This window comes from Clostridium zeae, from assembly GCF_017312485.1.
Taxonomy (GTDB): domain Bacteria; phylum Bacillota; class Clostridia; order Clostridiales; family Clostridiaceae; genus Clostridium_AR; species Clostridium_AR zeae.
On sequence record NZ_BMBA01000004.1, the window covers coordinates 283,206 to 299,629 of the forward strand.

Sequence of the window (16,424 nt, forward strand, 5' to 3'; positions counted from 1 at the left end):
CTGTAAATTGAAATTTATTCAACAAATATCTTGAAGTCTTCGGCATACTTTGTTGGTTGAAATTCTACTATTTCATAAGCTGCAATTGTATTTTTCTTAAAAGGATCTTCATTAATGATTCCTTCAACCTCTTTCATATCTTTCGCATTACATAAAATAACTCCACCAGTTCGAGGATTTTTTCGCCCAGAACAAATAAAATTTTTGTTATCATAATATTTATTTAAGAATGCAATATGCTCATTTAAATACTTTTCAACCTCCTCAATTGGCTTAATATAAGTTAAATTGATTATAAACATTTTCTGTTCCCCCATATAATTTAAAATTCTTAATTTACTTCACTCTTTTAGACATTGGATGTTCTTTATTAAACTCGATTAAATCCCATAAGTTACCGTATAAATCTTTAAATACTGCTACCGTTCCATAATCTTGTTCTTTAGGTTTTCTAATAAATTCTATTCCTACTTCAAGCATTTCATTATAATCACGCCAAAAATCATCAGTTCCTAAAAAAAGAAAGACTCTTCCACCTGTTTGATTTCCTATAAAATCTTCTTGCTCTGACTTAGATGCTCTTGCAAGTAATATTGTTGTTCCATTTGAACCAGGTGGAGATACTACTACCCACCTTTTATCTTGCTCTAATTGATATGTATCTTCTAATAATTCAAATTTAAGCTTTTGTGTGTAAAATTCAATTGCTTCATCATAATCTTTTACAACTAAAGCAATATGTACAATTGATTGAAGCATAGTTATTCTCCTTTTTCTTTACAGTTTACTAACTTATAAATTGGGATTTGTAATTATGATATTCCGTAAAAATATTTCAAAATATTTTTAAAATCAGGATATTTTATATATTTAATATTTTCTATAACCTTTTTAACATCATAATGTACATTCAATTTTTCATATGTAATACAATCTTCATTAACAACAATAATACCAGCTCTTGCAATATTTATGTCATCTGCTGGGCATCCCAAAGAGCCACTATTTATATACCATTTATTCGATTCATGATTAATTGAAGGAGCATGTTTATGACCGTATACTATGATGTCTGCTTCCACATTCTTAAACATCATTTTCAAATCATCCAATGAAGGATTTGACGTAAATTTTACATACTTATTATCTTGGTCTATAGCATAGTGAGCCGTATAAATTGTCTTTCCGCAAATTTTTAACGTTTTTGTATATGGCAATGACTTTATAAACTCAATAGATTCCTCACTGAGTTTTCCGTGCTCCCATTTATGATGTTCCATTTCACCATAATCCATCATTTCATCATTAGGAAATGTAATAGGTATTCCATTAACAAGATAATTATCATGATTTCCTCTTACGCACTCTATGTTATCTTTAAATAACATTATCCTTTTTACAGTTTCTTCTGGTTTTGGTCCAATTCCAATGATATCTCCACTGCATATAATTCTTTCTATACCAAGCGAATCAAATTCATCTAAAACCGCATTCAATGCATCAATATTACTATGTATATCGGTTATTACTCCTATTTTCACCTTATGCATCTCCTATAAATTACTACTTATCTATCCTCATATTTGCTCTTATATTCTTTGACATAATTACGTTTCATATTTTTTTTATGTTTGTCTATATATGAAGAAGAGATTTCATCTGCTGTAATTCCATACCTAAGTAATGTATCATTAAAATACATTAATACATCACTCATCTCTTCACAGAATGCTTTTCTAACATTTTCATCCTCTATTATAGCCAAATCACCTTTTTTCTTTATTATTGAAATACATTCGCCTATTTCTTCCATCATCCATAGAATAAAATTTCTACCGTACTTTGCTTCTAATGGCGACCAGGTATCTTTATGTAATTCATATAAATCCTTCTGCATATTCAGCATATCTGAAATTTTTATATCATTCATTTTATACCCCCACAAATTTCAATTTTCCTTATAACAACAAATTACTTATACCTTAAATTATAACATATTGTGTAAATTAGTATTGATTGTTAAATTGTATGAAATTATGTTGAAGATGTGTAATAGGTATTGCTATAAAAAAGCCTTATATTATGTATTAAATAAATGTTGTTACTGCTACATAAAAGGACAAGCCGTAAAATATCAACATTTATTTAATACATAAGCTAATAGTATAAAAATATATACACGTACAAGTCCAAATGTATGAGATATGAGAGTTTGAAGAGTTATATTTAAGATAATTATTAGAATTTTTTTAAATGGAGTTTAAGGATTAAAGTAATAGATCCAAATCTTGATTTCTTTATCCCCTAATTTTGCATAGAGTTAATTATATAATTGTAAATAATTAAGTTAGAATGTGAAAATAAGACGACATAATTGATGAAACTAAAAATGCAAATAATTTTCTTTGATAATTGAATATTTCAGCGTAGAAAATAATATTAAAACCTTCAATTAGCTGCATATCCCATGGAATAAGTTGGTTATATATGGTATTATTACAAGTAATTTAAGTTAGGATTATAGAATATGACTATGGTGCAACAAGTTATTGTGGTGATAGAATATACTTGGACCATGCTTTAGAAATAGAGTTTGACAAAGAGAATATATGTAACATAAGGTTGAATGGATAATTGAATTGCTATTCGGATTAGTTGCTAATTTTCTAGAATGGTGTAATAGTAAAAATATTATATGATATAAGAATGGAGGAAGTAACATTGGAAAAAACCGTTAATTTTATAATTCAAACAGTTGCATATTTTGGAATTGTTTTATTGATATTTTTTATTTCAAGGAAATTTGGTATTAATTCACATTCATCCATATGGTCATTAGCTATTGGTTCAACTGTTGGTTGGATTATAGTGCAAGGATTCTCTACAATTAAAAAGAGAAAGAAAAATTAAGATAATACATATATGGGCTGTTTCGCGATGCTCTTATAAATAAAAAACAAATAATTAATTAAAACACTGCATTATTTATATTTGAGTTTTGCAGTGTTTTCGCATTGTAATTCAACAATAATGGCCCATAACAGATCAAATAAAAGATATGAACAATATGCTTTGAAAATTTAATATTGTAGCTAAAAAAATCTCTATAAAGAATTATTTAGTTATTTGTATTTTAGAATCACTTAAATTGCTTATAAACAGATGAATCTAAAGCTTCAAGCCTAGGAAGAGATATCCCTAGCCTACGTGCTTCAGCAAGAGCATCTCGTACAAATATTGTATTACTCTCGGCTTTTAGACTTTCACTGCCACTAGCACTTCTCATTATTTCTCTAGGTAGCTGCCCTTTAGCTAGTGCTAGCTTCATTGCAAAAGCTACAAGACTAGCAGGTAGTAAATTTATTGTAATTTTTGTGATTGAACTAAGCTTAGAGCCTTTAGCCTCCATCAACGGAATTAGATTCCTTAATATTAAAGGCATGTCCTTAAGGGCACTTGTAGAATCGAATAAAGCATTAAGTGAACCTACTTTTGAGGCTGCAGCCATTAAGCTTGTGTTAGTAATGAAGTGAAACCATAGCCAGTTACGCATATCTTTCTTCTCAGATATACTGAAGCCTGAATTTTTAAACAAGCGAGTTACCATATCATATCTATTCTTATTAGTATTGTTATCAATGGATCCCATAAAGATATTTTTCATAAACCCACCATCTAATGTGTTTTTATTTATAAAAGCTCCACCAGCTCCAGGAAAACCCCAAACAACTTGTTCTTTTGGAATTGACCCAATTGAATTTAAAGGTTCATCAATAATATTATTAAATATTAAAACAGTTGAATTATTTACAAGTGGTTCTAACAAACTTATTATGTTACTTAGTTGATTATGATTTACACTAATCATAATTAAATCAAAATCATCATTAGATGAAAGTACTTCTATCATTTTAATCTTCCAAGCTTTATTTACTAAATCCCCCTTCTTATTCTTCCTACCATCTAATATTTTCATATTGACTACATCACCATACTGCTTAATTCTTCCGGGACGAACATAAAATGTTACCTCATTCCCTGCTTGCTCTAAAGCCCAGCCATATTGTGTTGAAATTACCCCTCTACCTATCATTAATATTTTCATTTTATTACCCCCTAACAAACATGTGTTGTATAAGATACGAGTGTATGTTAATATACTATTGAATTATTCATACAACTACAACCAATAGATTTTCAGTCATGTTGTATAACCAACATTTTATTAAATCTGTTGTTTTATAAAAGGAGCTTCATGATAAATTATGAATGAAAAAGACCCAAGAGCAGTGAGAACCAAAAATTTGATTAAAGCCTCATTTGCTAAGTTACTTGAGGAAAAAGACTTTAAATACATTACAATTAAAGATATTACAACAAAGGCAACTATAAATAGAGCAACCTTTTACGCTCACTATATTGATAAGTATATTTTATTGGAAGAACTCATTGTGGAATGCTTTGAAGAAATGCTACCAATAAAACTTTCAAGCTCTGTAGATTTAAATGAAGATACTATAAAAGAACTTATTCTGTTCCTTTATGAATACAATATTTACTTTTATCAAATCTGTAAGATTGATGCTACCTCCATTGCATCAAGTGTAGATAATTTATTAAAACATAAGATAGACAATCTTATTGAAAAAATATTAACAAGTATGTCAGGTCGAGATGAGCTAGATTGTAAAGACATAAGTATACTAGTTAAATTAATTACCTCCTCAATATATAGTTGTGCTCAATATTGTTATTCTAATAAAGATGATAAAGAATATATTATTGAAAAAACACTTAGCTTTATTATTAACGGGATGAAAACTGTTAAATAAAACCCACGATTAACATTAATAAATCGTGGGTTTCAATGCTGAAGACAAGGCGTATCAAACCATCAGCCTTAATTAAAAATACTATTTAATTATCTTAATTTCAATATCTTTTCCCTTAGCGTATTTTTCTAAAAGTTGTTTACCATACTCTAAGTATTCTTCAACATCATTCTTACCAGAAAAAGAAAAAATGCACATTAAAATTTCACTTACATTATTCGTTATCATAGCTCTCTCTGAGTCACTTGTAGGACTTCCAAAACTACCAAGAGAATCAGCTAATATAGGAAGATTTGCAATATTGATATTTTCTTTTCCAATACCTTTATATTGTTCTCCTTCTTTACCGATTGTTAACGAAATTGGAGAATGAAGATTTCTAATATTATATGAACCAACAGGACACTTAGATTTTATTGATATTAAATTATTGATTTCTACAATATTATTTACTTTATAAATTCCTTTTTGCTGCAATACCCTTCTTACTAATGCTTCTGAAGATAATCTATATTTACTAGGTACCTTACCTAGCTTTTTATATACTTCTCTTCCTTCTTTAATATTAGTCAATGAAGCTAAATCTTCTATATGTATTTCTTTCTTTAATATTTCACAATAACCGTTAATTTCTTCCCATAAACTATCACTACTGCTTTCTACCTCTACATAGGCTTGAATGCAGCCCAGTGTAATCTCAGGACAAATTTTCTTTAATTCTTCGCTAATTATAACTTCTACCATAATACAACTAAGCTCCTTTGCATTTTAAACTATTAAAAATAAAGAACTATTAAACATAGTTCTTGTAATTACTATTATAGCCTTTTAGTTAGATAAGTCTTTTCTGTAATCTAGTTAGTTTTTAGCTTATCTTTTGATTTTTCTAAACTCCGCTGGAGTCATCTTTTCCAAATACTTAAATATTCTTGTAAATGATGAATTATGCTCATAACCTATCATTTGAGAAATCTGTAAAATCGTAAAATTTGAATTTAATAAAAGCGCTTTCGCTTTCTTCACTCTTAAATTTTGTATATATTCAATTGGAGATACCTTCATTTTATTTTTAAACCATTCGCTATAATAACTGATGTTATAATGCTCAATAGTTGCTAAGGTTTTTAAATCAATATCTTCCGCAAAATGCTCATTTATGTATTTTATAGAATCAGGCATCCCCTCTTCTGCGATGAAGTCATAGCAATAGAGAAATAAGTTAGTAAGTGAACTAGAACTTTTTTTATTGTTAGATTCATTTAGCATCAAATATCTTATAGCTTTCCATTTATCATCAAATAAAATTTCCTTGCCACCTATGAGTTTTTCCATATCATATTTATTAACTATATTATTTGAAATATCTAAAACTAAGAATTCGTTACTTTTATCAGCTCTAAAGCTATGTTTGCAATCTGGAGGAAGAAAAAACAAATGTTCATCTTCTATTGATAGTTTTTTATGGTCAGTTTCTATATGAAGAATACCATGGATGGGCAAAATCAATTGCGCATGTGAATGTGCATGGGTATTAAGTTTATAATCATATATTCTGCGTTCACAAGTTACACTATTCAATAGTATTCACCTCTTCTTTCTATAATAAAACTGCTCTAAGTTTTCATGTTTAGCTTATTATAGCATAGATGCATGTTATTAGATTAGTATTAAAGAATAGTCTCTTTATTTTTCAATTAATTGTAATAAAAAAATTAAATTTATTAAAAATCACTTATAGAACCCTTCAAAGCATTACTTTTATAATTTTATGAATAATTCAAGTTAAAAGAGTAACAACATCATTAATAAAATAATATATTGAAGTAATAATTTATTTAACGAATAGAGGCTTATTATGGGGATAGGTTACTTAAAAATACAAGCACGAACTGGGAATGATGCTTTACCTGTAAAAGATGCATATGTTGTTATTAAAGACAATACGGGAAAGACTCTCTATCAATTAAGAACAGATGCTAGTGGAAATACTCAGAAAATAAGTTTATATGCTCCAGACAAATATCATACATTAAATCCTAACGATCCAGGTCCTTTTTATGCTACTTATGAAGTAAATGTTATATATTCAGAAAAGTTTGTTACAGAAACTATTCATAATGTTCAAGTATACGATACAATAGAATCCATACTGCCTGTGTCAATGCTACCACTACCAGTGGAGCCTACTCAACTACTGAAAGTAGTTAATATACCGCCACCTACAGTACAATCATCAATACAACGACGTCAAGTATCACCTCCTATACCATTTGCACTTCGCGAGGTAGTTATTCCAGACTATATAACAGTTCATCTTGGTACTCCTGCATCCTCAGCAAGAGATGTTAGAGTTAAATTTGCTGATTATATAAAGAATGTAGCGTCAAGTGAGATATATCCTACTTGGCCACAGGCTTCACTTGAAGCAAACATATATGCTCAAATAAGTTTTGCATTAAATAGAGTTTTCACTGAATGGTATAGAAGCAGAGGATATTATTTTGATATAACAAACTCTACAGCTTTAGATCAGGCTTTTGTTGAAGGTAGAGATATTTATGCAAATATAAGTATTATTGTTGACGGAATATTTAATTCGTTTATTCGTAGAACCGGTAGATTAGAACCATTTTTTGCACAATTTTGTAATGGAACAACGGTAACTTGTCCAGGACTTTCACAATGGGGTACGGTAACATTAGCAAATCAAGGTATGACTCCACTTGAAATACTTAGAAATTACTATCCTAATGATATTATAATTGTAACAAGTAATAATATTGCTGGTATAACTGAATCTTATCCAGGGACACCTTTAAGTGATGGTAGTGTTGGGTCAGATGTGCGGTTAATGCAAAGGTATTTAAATAGAATAAGGGCAAATTATCCAAATATTCCGCAGATAGCTAGTCCAAACGGAATATTTGCAGCAGATACAACAAAAGCAGTAAAAACATTTCAAAGTGTATTTAATCTCAATGAAGATGGTATCATAGATAGAGCTACATGGTATAAAATTGTCCAAATATTTGTGGGGGTTGCAAATCTTGCATCACTTGATAGTGAAGGGGAAAGAATTGGTTTAGGAGCAGCCCCTCCAACTATAGTCTTAATGGAAGGTTCTAGAGGTTCTTATGTTATTGAATTACAATTTATTTTAGATTTTATTGCTCAATTCTATTCAACCGTACCACCTGTTATACAAGATGGAGTATTTAGAAGTACAACAACAACATCAGTTATTGCCTTCCAAAACACATTTGGTTTAACAGCAGATGGAATTGTTGGTCCCGCTACCTGGGATATGCTTTACAATGTTTATAAAGGAATTGAAGAAAATGTAGATATTCCAGAGGTCACTCCTCCGCCTACTTTACCTAGTCCACCTTTTCCAGGAACGCTTCTAAAACTTGGTTCAAGTGGTGAAGATGTTTTATTAATGCAACAATTTTTAAATGTAATTTCAAGTGCTTACACTTCTATTCCGAAACTTGTAGAAGATGGGAATTTTGGATCTATGACGCAAAGCGCTGTAATAGAATTTCAAAGGCTATTCGGGTTAGTAGTTGATGGAGTAATAGGACCTATTACTTGGGACAGGATTGTATCAGAGCATAATCGAATTATTTATGAAGAAAATAACCAAGATAAAAATCCCAAAAGTCTTTTTGGAATAGACATAAATGAATATACACAAAGCGTTCAATTTAATATTATAGCAACTAAAATAGACTTTTTATATTTGAGAGCTTCTGGGTCAGGTACAGGAAATTTTAGAGTTGATAAAAAGTTTTTAGAATTTGCAGCTAGTAGTAGAAATTATGGAATTCCAGTGGGAGCATATCATTATGGAGTCCCATCTTATGATTTAACAGATGCTGATAGGCAATGTGATGATTTTATCAATATACTGCAAGAAGGGTTTGGAAATGGTGATTATGGAGATTTGTTTCCAGTATTAGATGTAGAAACACCAGTAGATAAATCAATAACAACAGCAACACTAGTCAATTGGATTGATAGGTTTAGGAAAAGATTTGAAAGTAAAACGCGAAGAAGACTAATGCTTTACACAGGATTATTTTTTATAGAACTTTATGATAATTTCTACATCCCTGGTAGTGGCTACCCTTTAAGTAATATGCCACTATGGATTGCTATGTATTTAGATATACCTACTAATCCTAGTGTACCTCCTAGCATCGGAGGATGGACTAGGTGGAGAGTATGGCAGTTTAGTGAAGCAGAAACCGTTGAAGGTGTTGGAAATCCTGTTGATGCAAATTGGGGACCAGATAATATTGATTTATTAATTCAGCCAGGAAATGTTTCTGGATTAAGTGCAAGATTCCAAAATGGGAACATATACGTTTCCTGGAATAGAAATAGCGATGTAGATTTGTTGGGATATAATATCTTCTTAAATAAAGAATGGGTTGGTACAGTTGATGAAAAAGCCACAAGCTATTTAATAACTGCTGATAAGATACCAACTAATAAAAACACTCCTTTAGAAGTTTCTATTGAGGCATTTGATTACGATGGTGAAACATCAAAAGTACGTTCAAGTGTAAATTTATAGAATAAAACTTAATTCAAAATCGAACTGTTATATAAGAATATTTATATAACAGTTCGATTTTGATGTAATAATAATATTGGTAAAAATTTAGTATTAATATCAATTTTATTAATAATATATATAAAGAAAAAACCATGAAGTAGGCAAATTTGTATAATGTTAAAATACATTTGCTACATCTATTTCATCAAGTGTAGATAACTTATTAAAACATAAAATAGACAATCTTATTGAAAAAACACTTAGCTTTATTATGAACGGGATATTTTAATTTTGATTTTTCTACTTATTGCCTTCTATTAATTCTTTCAAACTAATACTAGGATTAGTATAACGTCCTCTGCTTTGTGTTTTATTCTTATAGTTGATAGCCTGCTTTGGGCACCATTGCACACACGCCATACACTGTTCGCAATTGTGCTGAAAACTCGGTTTTCTATCTTTCATTACTATGTTGGAAACAGGACAAACTGCCTCACAGGTTCTACAACCTATACAAGCATCGGAAACATTAAAACCTTTGTCTTTTCTGGCGTATATTAATTTTTGACCAATAGCAGTTGATATATTAAGAGGCTCGTTCACCTTACCTACTGGCTGCTGTGTTTTAGCTACTATCTTTTGTACCAATTCAGGTATATTATCGGTAGCAATTTGATATTTCTCTGGATTTTTCTCATTCATTTTATACATGGCAACATAATTTCCAACCATACTAATTTTCTCTGCAAAATTAAGTGTCACACCTTTTTTTGTTAAAATTTTGGCAGGAATAGTTAACGCAACACCACTCATATTACCACATCCAGTCACAGCAAAAAAATATGCATTTCTACTTTTTTCAAGCGACATTTCACTTATAAATTGCGTTACTATTCTCGGTAAATTGAAGGCGTATGTGGGATACACAAAACCGATATAATCATACACTTCATTGCTGTCATGACTACCTTTACCCATAGATACTAGCTTACAATCTGGCAATGCCTCAGCTATTTTTTTAGCTACCTGCAAGTTGTTTCCTGTTCCTGTAAAATAATAAACAACACTTTTCAATTTCTATTCCCCCTTATTTATTACAAGCAATATCATCGTATAACTATTTTATATAGTTACTATTGTCTCAAATCATTTTTCAAAGTAGTGTCCCTGTTCAAGATCCTCCATAAGGGTAGGATTCACTGGTTTCCAACCTAAAAGCTCTTGCGTCTGTACACTGGACCTTGATAGATCAAGAGCTGCAATAGCACCTAGAAAACCAAAGTGATCCGTTGCCTCTTCAGGTGTAATACTAACTACAGGTAGGTTCAGATGACGACCAATTACATTTGCGATATCACGGAACGGTATCCCCTCATCTCCAACCCCATCCAGTCTTGATCCTGCTGGAGCAGCTTCCAATGCCAAACGGAAAAGTCTTGCCGCATCTAGACGATGCACAGCTGGCCAGCGGTTTGCCCCGTCGCCGATGTATGCAGAGAAACCTTTTTCACGGGCAATACTTATTAATCTTGGAACAAATCCCTTATCGCCATTCCCATGTACAGAGGTTGAAAGCGACACTACAGAGGCCCTAACTCCACGCTTTGCAAGCTCCAAAGTGGCATTATCTGATGCAGTACCATTTGCGTGAGCTGTGGTCAAAAATGGCTTACCCGTATCCTCAAGAACTCCGCCTATAGCCTGAATTGCTTGTAAATCTGTGGCAAGTGAACCTGCAAAATCCGAGAAATCATGGTTAAATGCCAGATGAATAACACCATCTGCAATAGCAGCTCCACTGCGAAGACTATCTAGGTCATCAAGTGAACCTAGGTGCACTTCAGCTCCAGCTTCCTTTAATTTTAAAGCTCCCTTATCTGATCGTGTTAACCCAATGACTTCATGTCCAGCATCGATGAGTTCCCTGACAACCTCAGAACCGATATACCCTGTTGCTCCTGTTACAAAAACACGCATAAAAAATCCTCCTTAAAAGTTCCGAATTAATATTACTAGTTACAATTATTATTATTTGTAACTTATTGTTTTAATAATACCACATCGCATTACAAGTTACAATATATAAAGTTTGTAACTTGTAATATTTTTTATAACTTATTACTTAAAGGAATAACTATTTTTCATTATGCTTTGTTTAGGCTTTACCTTCATATAGATAAACTACTTCATTTTGAAATTTATCCTAGGAGTTTAATGACTGAAGTAGTTTATCTATAGATTGTTTCTAGACAATAAATAAAGCCCTCAACAATCCTACTAGGAAAGTCAAGGGCTAAAAACTTAGCTTATCATATTTGGGTTTTTAAGCCCTCTTATCAGAAGATTTACAACAGATTCTATGTTTTGTTTTCGATTAGCAGCTTCAAATGAGTTTGGATGAATAAAAGCGCTGGTTGCAAGATATACAGCTACCGCTGCTTGCTTAGGAAATTCTACATAAAATATCCCCTCTGCAATTCCTTGCTCTATAACCTCTTTAATACTATTTATCCCAGCTTCTATACTTTTTTCTATTACATCCATTGAGCTTTGGGCGAGCTTAAGATAATTGGCAAACATCTCCGGATCATTGATGGAGCTGCGACGCTTCGCTTCTGCAAAGTCCTCAAGTAAACGAAAAAGTTTAATATCCGCAGGAGTATCTTCTTTTAAAATGCCTTTTGAAGTAGCATGCAAGTTTGAAAGCCAACGTTCTGTAACTGCATTCCAAAGGTCAGCTTTTCCATTATAATATCTATAAAGTGCAGCATGGCTAACTTTTAATGATTTTGCTACATCAGAAATATTCGCTTTTTCTGGTCCAAAACGACGAATAACTTCTTCTGCTGCATTGAGTATTATTTCTTTATCTAACGAAATCTTATCCAAAGTCATTACCTCTCATAAAATGTTCTTTCTTATTTGATTTTTCAATTATAGCACTGTTAGTTTTAGGTTTCAAGTTACGTTAATTGTAACCACAAGGATATGGCTAAGGTCAGCTTGAATTGAGTCAGGTATTTTAGCCTTAATACAAACTGCATCAAAAGATGCTATACTATAATTATCCAACAAAATATTTTACATAAGCCTAGGAGGTAACAATGAAAAAAACACTGATTATCGGATCTACTGTACTCGACATAATCATCAATATAGAAAAACTCCCAACTACCACTGAAGACTGTCACATAACTGGCCAAACTATGTCTATCGGCGGTTGTGCTTTTAATGTACAGAACATAATAAATCTTTTTGAAGTGCCTTATGTGTTTTGTTCACCCATCGGTACCGGAATCTATGGAGATTATGTGGCTTCACAGCTTAAAAAACTAGGATTATCACCATTTGTCCGAGTTAAAGATCAAGATAACGGGTGTTGTTATTGTTATGTTGAACCTCATGGAGAACGAACTTTTTTATCATATCACGGTGCCGAATACACTTTTGACTCTATGTGGCTTGATGGGATTAATATGGATGATTTTGACCAGGTTTACATATGTGGCCTAGAAATTGAGGAATCCACAGGTAATAAAATTATATCTTTTCTTAATAAAAACATACATTTACAAGTTTTCTTCGCCCCTGGGCCAAGATTCTCGATGATAGATAAAAAAAAGATTGATGAAATTTTTAAACTTTCACCAATTGTTCATCTAAATATGGATGAAATTCTAACCTTTACAAAAACAGCGACTTTAGAGCAAGCTGTTAAGACACTTTATTCCTTAACAAATAATTTAATTATCATAACTGATGGTAAAAATGGCTCCTATCTATATGATGGTGAACATCTACAACATGCCATGGGTATCAAAGCTGATGTTGTTGACACAATCGGTGCTGGCGATTCCCACATTGGAGCCTTCATGGCTTCTAAAAAATTAGGCTATTCCTATATAAAAAGCCTGGAGATAGCCAATCAAGTATCTGCTAAAGTCGTCGAGATAAGAGGCAGCCTTTTACCTTCTGATGTTTTTAGGCCGATAAACCCAAATTGAAGCCGTGAATTATATAAAGATGAACTACTTCAAGAGGAACTTTATATGTCGCACATGTTACCATCATATGGTATGATAATTTCATTAATTATATAAGCCTTGAAAAAATTGACCTGACTATTAAATTTAGAACTATTACAGAAAAAATCATTAATATTGTTTAAGTTGAGGTAATTTATGATGAAAACTAATATAAAAACAGCCCTAATCCCTTTAATAATTATTTTAGCAGGCTCTTTAACAGCAATAATTGCATCAAAGTATATAAATGCATGGGCATTCATTCCACTTGCTATTGTTTATTGGACATCAATAATTGTAGTTGTAAAGCCTACAAAAAACATACTGACTTCCTATCTTAAGAAACCTGTTGATAATTTAAAAGTAAGTATATTTTCTCTTATACCTGTCTTTCTTTGTGGTTTTTCATTTATATGGGGGATAAAATATATTGAAACTCCCTCGTTAATTATTATGTGGATTATATTTGCTGTTATAAATTCTTTTACAGAAGAAATTTTTTGGAGAGGTTATTTAATAGACAACCTTACATGGAAACCATCAGTCAAAGTTATATACACTACTATTTTATTCAGTTTGAGTCATCCTTTAATGTGGGGAGTTTTCTCAATAACTATTAGAAGTTATATAATGGTATTACCATTGCTAACTATGGGATTAATTTGGGGATATGTTTATCATAAAACAAAGAGTTAGAGATGGTGTATTTTTGCACATTTTCTAGTTGATATATTAAATTTATCTGTTTGGGTATTTTTAAATATCTATATTCCTCCTGTAATTAAATAGTTAGTTTTGAAGTAATATTGATATTGAATATTGTTAAGATTCAACTAGGGATTTAATAAACCTAGTAGAAAAATATTATTAAACATTGATTTAAACTATTCTTACAGTATTCACTAAGGACTTACCCACATCAATATTCCTTCAATCCTTACACCGCAAAAAACCTCATTTACTTATGATACTGTTCACCGTATCATAAATAAATGAGGTTTCTACAATAAGCACAAATCTTTAATTACTTAGTTGATATAAATTGTAGGTTTATATCAAAGCCCCCTTGTACCTTTCCTTAAAAAGTGAGTTTTATTACTGTTAGCTTGTTAACCACCTTATATCTGTTTTGGTCTTTATGGTGTGATATGATTTTGACTTAAAAACTTCAATAAATCGTTATTAAGTTTCACAACTTCGTTGTTTGCACTACCTGCATAATCTGGCAACATCATATCCTTCACCATTTTAGTCCGTAGCCACATCATAAAGAAAAATTCCAGAATCAAATTTGGAAATTTAAGCACAATTTTAAATGCAGAGGGATTAATAGATACTCCAGCTTTTTGTATTGCCCTTAAATACGCTTTTAAAGTGATTGTTATTTTGTGTGCCGTTTCTCTCGTTCTTGCTGTTTTTTCACCATTTATCTTATTTTCAAAATATAAACCACCCAAAAGTGCAATATCCGATATTGAATGTGTTATTAGATACGCTTTCATATCCTTATTAATTGCATAGGGAAGTTTTGCTGTCTTAAATAATTTTGCGAGGTTCTTTACACGTTCTGTCCCTAAACCACTAATTTCTCCAAACATATTAGCTATTAAAAACTTTGGTGGGATTCGAGCATGCAATATTCCATCTTTAATCTGCCCTCCAAAACCAGGGAAGGCTGGTAGAAGTCTATCTCCAACAATATCTTGCCAGGTCGAAAATCCAATTGAACTGTTTGTCATCGTAACTATATTTTTGCTTTGATTGTCTTTTAGTGCTAACAACGCTGATTCGGATTGATCATAACGGACTGTAACGAAAATAAAGTCATATACATCATCATTTTCAAGCTTATCAATGACATTTACTTTTATAGATTTAACCACACCTTTTTCACTATATTGTAGTCCATTCTCTTTCAATGCTTTAAATCTATTAGAACGTGCAAACATAGTAACATCAAGCCCTGCTTCAATGAATTTCATTGCGTATATACTTCCTATAACACCTGCACCAAAAATTAAAATTCTATTTTGTCTTACTGACATAAAAAACACTCCTACTTATTAATAATATTTTCTCTTGATTATAAGACAACGCGTTGTATAATAGGATTGTAAATCTTTATTATAGCTTTATCAACCATCAGTTTTCCATTATTTGTTGGATGATACTTTTGTTCATAACAAGGAGGATAAAATGAAAAAGCAACCTGAAATTACAGAAAAAACAAGGCAAGCGTTTATAGATGTTTTTTGTGAGTTATATAGTGAAAAACACATTGAAAAAATCTCCATTAAAGATATTACCAGTAAGGCTGGATATAACCGTAGCACATTTTATCAATACTTTGCTGATATTTACGAATTGTTAGACTTTGTTGAAAATGATTTATTGAATTCTATGAAAGAGTCATTGGCGAATAAAGAAGCAGCTACGGATCCTATCCAAAATGCACTTAATTGTTTGGAAAGTAGCGAGCATATCTCAACTCTCAAGGCCTTGTTGGGTGACTATGGAAGTGTTCATTTTTTAGAACGGTTGAAAAGAGAAATTCCCTTTGATAAATTAGACTTAAACTTTTCGGAATATAATTCTTTAACGCCCTACTTGATTGAGTTTTACATATCAACATCACTTTCCTTATTTCGTCTTTGGATCCGACAAGGAAAGGATTTATCTTCAGAAGAATTGTTTAACTTAGTAGATAGCCTATATACAAATGGGATAACACCGTATTCTAAAAAGTGATGGATATATTCCTTCTATCGCGGCATTCTATATAGGAAGTATTGTAAATTCAATTTAAACATTAACATATTTAATAATCTTCTAATGTAATTCCATAATTATTGTACATATAAAGATGAACCACTTCGATCCGAAATCTATTTTTAAAACTCTCACGGCTTCTGGTGAGAAAATTTAGAAATAATAAGTTTTATTACGAAGTGGTACATCAATAAATATAGATAAATCAGTTCCAAGTAGAATCTATCTTTTATA

16 protein-coding genes and 2 pseudogenes are annotated in these 16,424 nt (G+C 31.2%); 7 read left to right on the forward strand and 11 right to left on the reverse strand.

Going from position 1 to position 16,424, the window contains the following annotated elements; genetic code table 11:
• Positions 1-14: 14 nt before the first annotated feature.
• Genes J3477_RS18500 through J3477_RS18515 form a run of 4 tightly spaced genes read right to left on the reverse strand, consistent with a single transcriptional unit; the run spans position 15 to position 1,930 of the window.
• Complete coding sequence (locus J3477_RS18500; RefSeq protein WP_206871423.1) at positions 15-302, reverse strand: YciI family protein; 288 nt, start codon at positions 300-302, stop codon at positions 15-17.
• Positions 303-336: 34 nt separating this feature from the next.
• Entirely contained in the window at positions 337-759 is a 423-nt protein-coding gene (locus J3477_RS18505) for a VOC family protein (protein ID WP_206871424.1), read from the reverse strand.
• A 53-nt stretch (positions 760-812) separates the two neighbouring features.
• On the reverse strand, positions 813-1,541 hold the full coding sequence (locus J3477_RS18510) for a metallophosphoesterase family protein (protein WP_206871425.1): 729 nt from the start codon (positions 1,539-1,541) through the stop codon (positions 813-815).
• A gap of 26 nt (positions 1,542-1,567) precedes the next feature.
• The gene (locus J3477_RS18515) at positions 1,568-1,930 is read right to left on the reverse strand and encodes a DUF550 domain-containing protein (protein ID WP_206871426.1); all 363 of its coding nucleotides are present in this window, start codon (positions 1,928-1,930) and stop codon (positions 1,568-1,570) included.
• Positions 1,931-2,721: 791 nt separating this feature from the next.
• On the opposite strand from J3477_RS18515, the gene J3477_RS18520 reads away from it, so the two are divergent.
• Positions 2,722-2,910 carry a hypothetical protein gene (locus J3477_RS18520; RefSeq protein WP_206871427.1) on the forward strand — a complete coding sequence of 63 codons (189 nt, stop codon included), beginning with the start codon at positions 2,722-2,724 and terminating at the stop codon, positions 2,908-2,910.
• 229 nt (positions 2,911-3,139) lie between these two features.
• Here the strand turns inward: J3477_RS18520 and J3477_RS18525 are convergent, their stop codons facing one another.
• Complete coding sequence (locus J3477_RS18525) at positions 3,140-4,105, reverse strand: ketopantoate reductase family protein (protein ID WP_206871428.1); 966 nt, start codon at positions 4,103-4,105, stop codon at positions 3,140-3,142.
• Between the two features lie 160 nt (positions 4,106-4,265).
• On the opposite strand from J3477_RS18525, the gene J3477_RS18530 reads away from it, so the two are divergent.
• Entirely contained in the window at positions 4,266-4,832 is a 567-nt protein-coding gene (locus tag J3477_RS18530; RefSeq protein ID WP_206871429.1) for a TetR/AcrR family transcriptional regulator, read from the forward strand.
• Between the two features lie 81 nt (positions 4,833-4,913).
• Here the strand turns inward: J3477_RS18530 and J3477_RS18535 are convergent, their stop codons facing one another.
• Entirely contained in the window at positions 4,914-5,576 is a 663-nt protein-coding gene (locus J3477_RS18535) for a B3/B4 domain-containing protein (protein ID WP_206871430.1), read from the reverse strand.
• 110 nt (positions 5,577-5,686) lie between these two features.
• Positions 5,687-6,410 (reverse strand): annotated as a pseudogene (locus J3477_RS18540) (helix-turn-helix transcriptional regulator).
• Between the two features lie 1,135 nt (positions 6,411-7,545).
• Between J3477_RS18540 and J3477_RS26145 the strand changes: the two are divergent.
• A pseudogene (locus tag J3477_RS26145) lies at positions 7,546-8,421 on the forward strand (peptidoglycan-binding domain-containing protein); the annotation flags it as partial.
• A 36-nt stretch (positions 8,422-8,457) separates the two neighbouring features.
• Positions 8,458-9,414 carry a glycoside hydrolase family 25 protein gene (locus J3477_RS26150; protein ID WP_228731319.1) on the forward strand — a complete coding sequence of 319 codons (957 nt, stop codon included), beginning with the start codon at positions 8,458-8,460 and terminating at the stop codon, positions 9,412-9,414.
• A gap of 282 nt (positions 9,415-9,696) precedes the next feature.
• On the opposite strand, the gene J3477_RS18550 is transcribed toward J3477_RS26150, so the two are convergent.
• The 3 genes from J3477_RS18550 to J3477_RS18560 form a co-directional block, all read right to left on the reverse strand.
• On the reverse strand, positions 9,697-10,470 hold the full coding sequence (locus J3477_RS18550) for an EFR1 family ferrodoxin (protein ID WP_206871432.1): 774 nt from the start codon (positions 10,468-10,470) through the stop codon (positions 9,697-9,699).
• 72 nt (positions 10,471-10,542) lie between these two features.
• Complete coding sequence (locus J3477_RS18555) at positions 10,543-11,373, reverse strand: SDR family oxidoreductase (protein WP_206871433.1); 831 nt, start codon at positions 11,371-11,373, stop codon at positions 10,543-10,545.
• Positions 11,374-11,697: 324 nt separating this feature from the next.
• A complete protein-coding gene (locus J3477_RS18560) occupies positions 11,698-12,291 on the reverse strand; it encodes a TetR/AcrR family transcriptional regulator (RefSeq protein ID WP_228731306.1) in 594 nt (197 codons plus the stop codon).
• 209 nt (positions 12,292-12,500) lie between these two features.
• On the opposite strand from J3477_RS18560, the gene J3477_RS18565 reads away from it, so the two are divergent.
• Both J3477_RS18565 and J3477_RS18570 read left to right on the forward strand, forming a co-directional pair.
• Complete coding sequence (locus J3477_RS18565; protein WP_206871435.1) at positions 12,501-13,400, forward strand: carbohydrate kinase family protein; 900 nt, start codon at positions 12,501-12,503, stop codon at positions 13,398-13,400.
• A 177-nt stretch (positions 13,401-13,577) separates the two neighbouring features.
• A complete protein-coding gene (locus J3477_RS18570; RefSeq protein WP_206871436.1) occupies positions 13,578-14,117 on the forward strand; it encodes a CPBP family intramembrane glutamic endopeptidase in 540 nt (179 codons plus the stop codon).
• Between the two features lie 440 nt (positions 14,118-14,557).
• Here the strand turns inward: J3477_RS18570 and J3477_RS18575 are convergent, their stop codons facing one another.
• On the reverse strand, positions 14,558-15,466 hold the full coding sequence (locus J3477_RS18575; protein ID WP_206871437.1) for a ketopantoate reductase family protein: 909 nt from the start codon (positions 15,464-15,466) through the stop codon (positions 14,558-14,560).
• A gap of 151 nt (positions 15,467-15,617) precedes the next feature.
• Here J3477_RS18575 and J3477_RS18580 point away from each other — a divergent pair, with 151 nt between their 5' ends.
• The gene (locus J3477_RS18580; RefSeq protein ID WP_228731307.1) at positions 15,618-16,169 is read left to right on the forward strand and encodes a TetR/AcrR family transcriptional regulator; all 552 of its coding nucleotides are present in this window, start codon (positions 15,618-15,620) and stop codon (positions 16,167-16,169) included.
• Positions 16,170-16,424 lie beyond the last annotated feature (255 nt).

Bases quoted from the DNA above. Each gene is read 5' to 3' on its own strand.
- J3477_RS18505 (WP_206871424.1), bottom strand. From the start codon at position 759: ATGCTTCAATCAATTGTACATATTGCTTTAGTTGTAAAAGATTATGAT.
- J3477_RS18560 (WP_228731306.1), bottom strand. From the start codon at position 12,291: ATGACTTTGGATAAGATTTCGTTAGATAAAGAAATAATACTCAATGCA.
- J3477_RS18580 (WP_228731307.1), top strand. From the start codon at position 15,618: ATGAAAAAGCAACCTGAAATTACAGAAAAAACAAGGCAAGCGTTTATA.
- J3477_RS18565 (WP_206871435.1), top strand. From the start codon at position 12,501: ATGAAAAAAACACTGATTATCGGATCTACTGTACTCGACATAATCATC.
- J3477_RS18570 (WP_206871436.1), top strand. From the start codon at position 13,578: ATGATGAAAACTAATATAAAAACAGCCCTAATCCCTTTAATAATTATT.
- J3477_RS18575 (WP_206871437.1), bottom strand. From the start codon at position 15,466: ATGTCAGTAAGACAAAATAGAATTTTAATTTTTGGTGCAGGTGTTATA.
- J3477_RS18555 (WP_206871433.1), bottom strand. From the start codon at position 11,373: ATGCGTGTTTTTGTAACAGGAGCAACAGGGTATATCGGTTCTGAGGTT.
- J3477_RS18530 (WP_206871429.1), top strand. From the start codon at position 4,266: ATGAATGAAAAAGACCCAAGAGCAGTGAGAACCAAAAATTTGATTAAA.
- J3477_RS18515 (WP_206871426.1), bottom strand. From the start codon at position 1,930: ATGAATGATATAAAAATTTCAGATATGCTGAATATGCAGAAGGATTTA.
- J3477_RS18500 (WP_206871423.1), bottom strand. From the start codon at position 302: ATGTTTATAATCAATTTAACTTATATTAAGCCAATTGAGGAGGTTGAA.
- J3477_RS18535 (WP_206871430.1), bottom strand. From the start codon at position 5,576: ATGGTAGAAGTTATAATTAGCGAAGAATTAAAGAAAATTTGTCCTGAG.
- J3477_RS18525 (WP_206871428.1), bottom strand. From the start codon at position 4,105: ATGAAAATATTAATGATAGGTAGAGGGGTAATTTCAACACAATATGGC.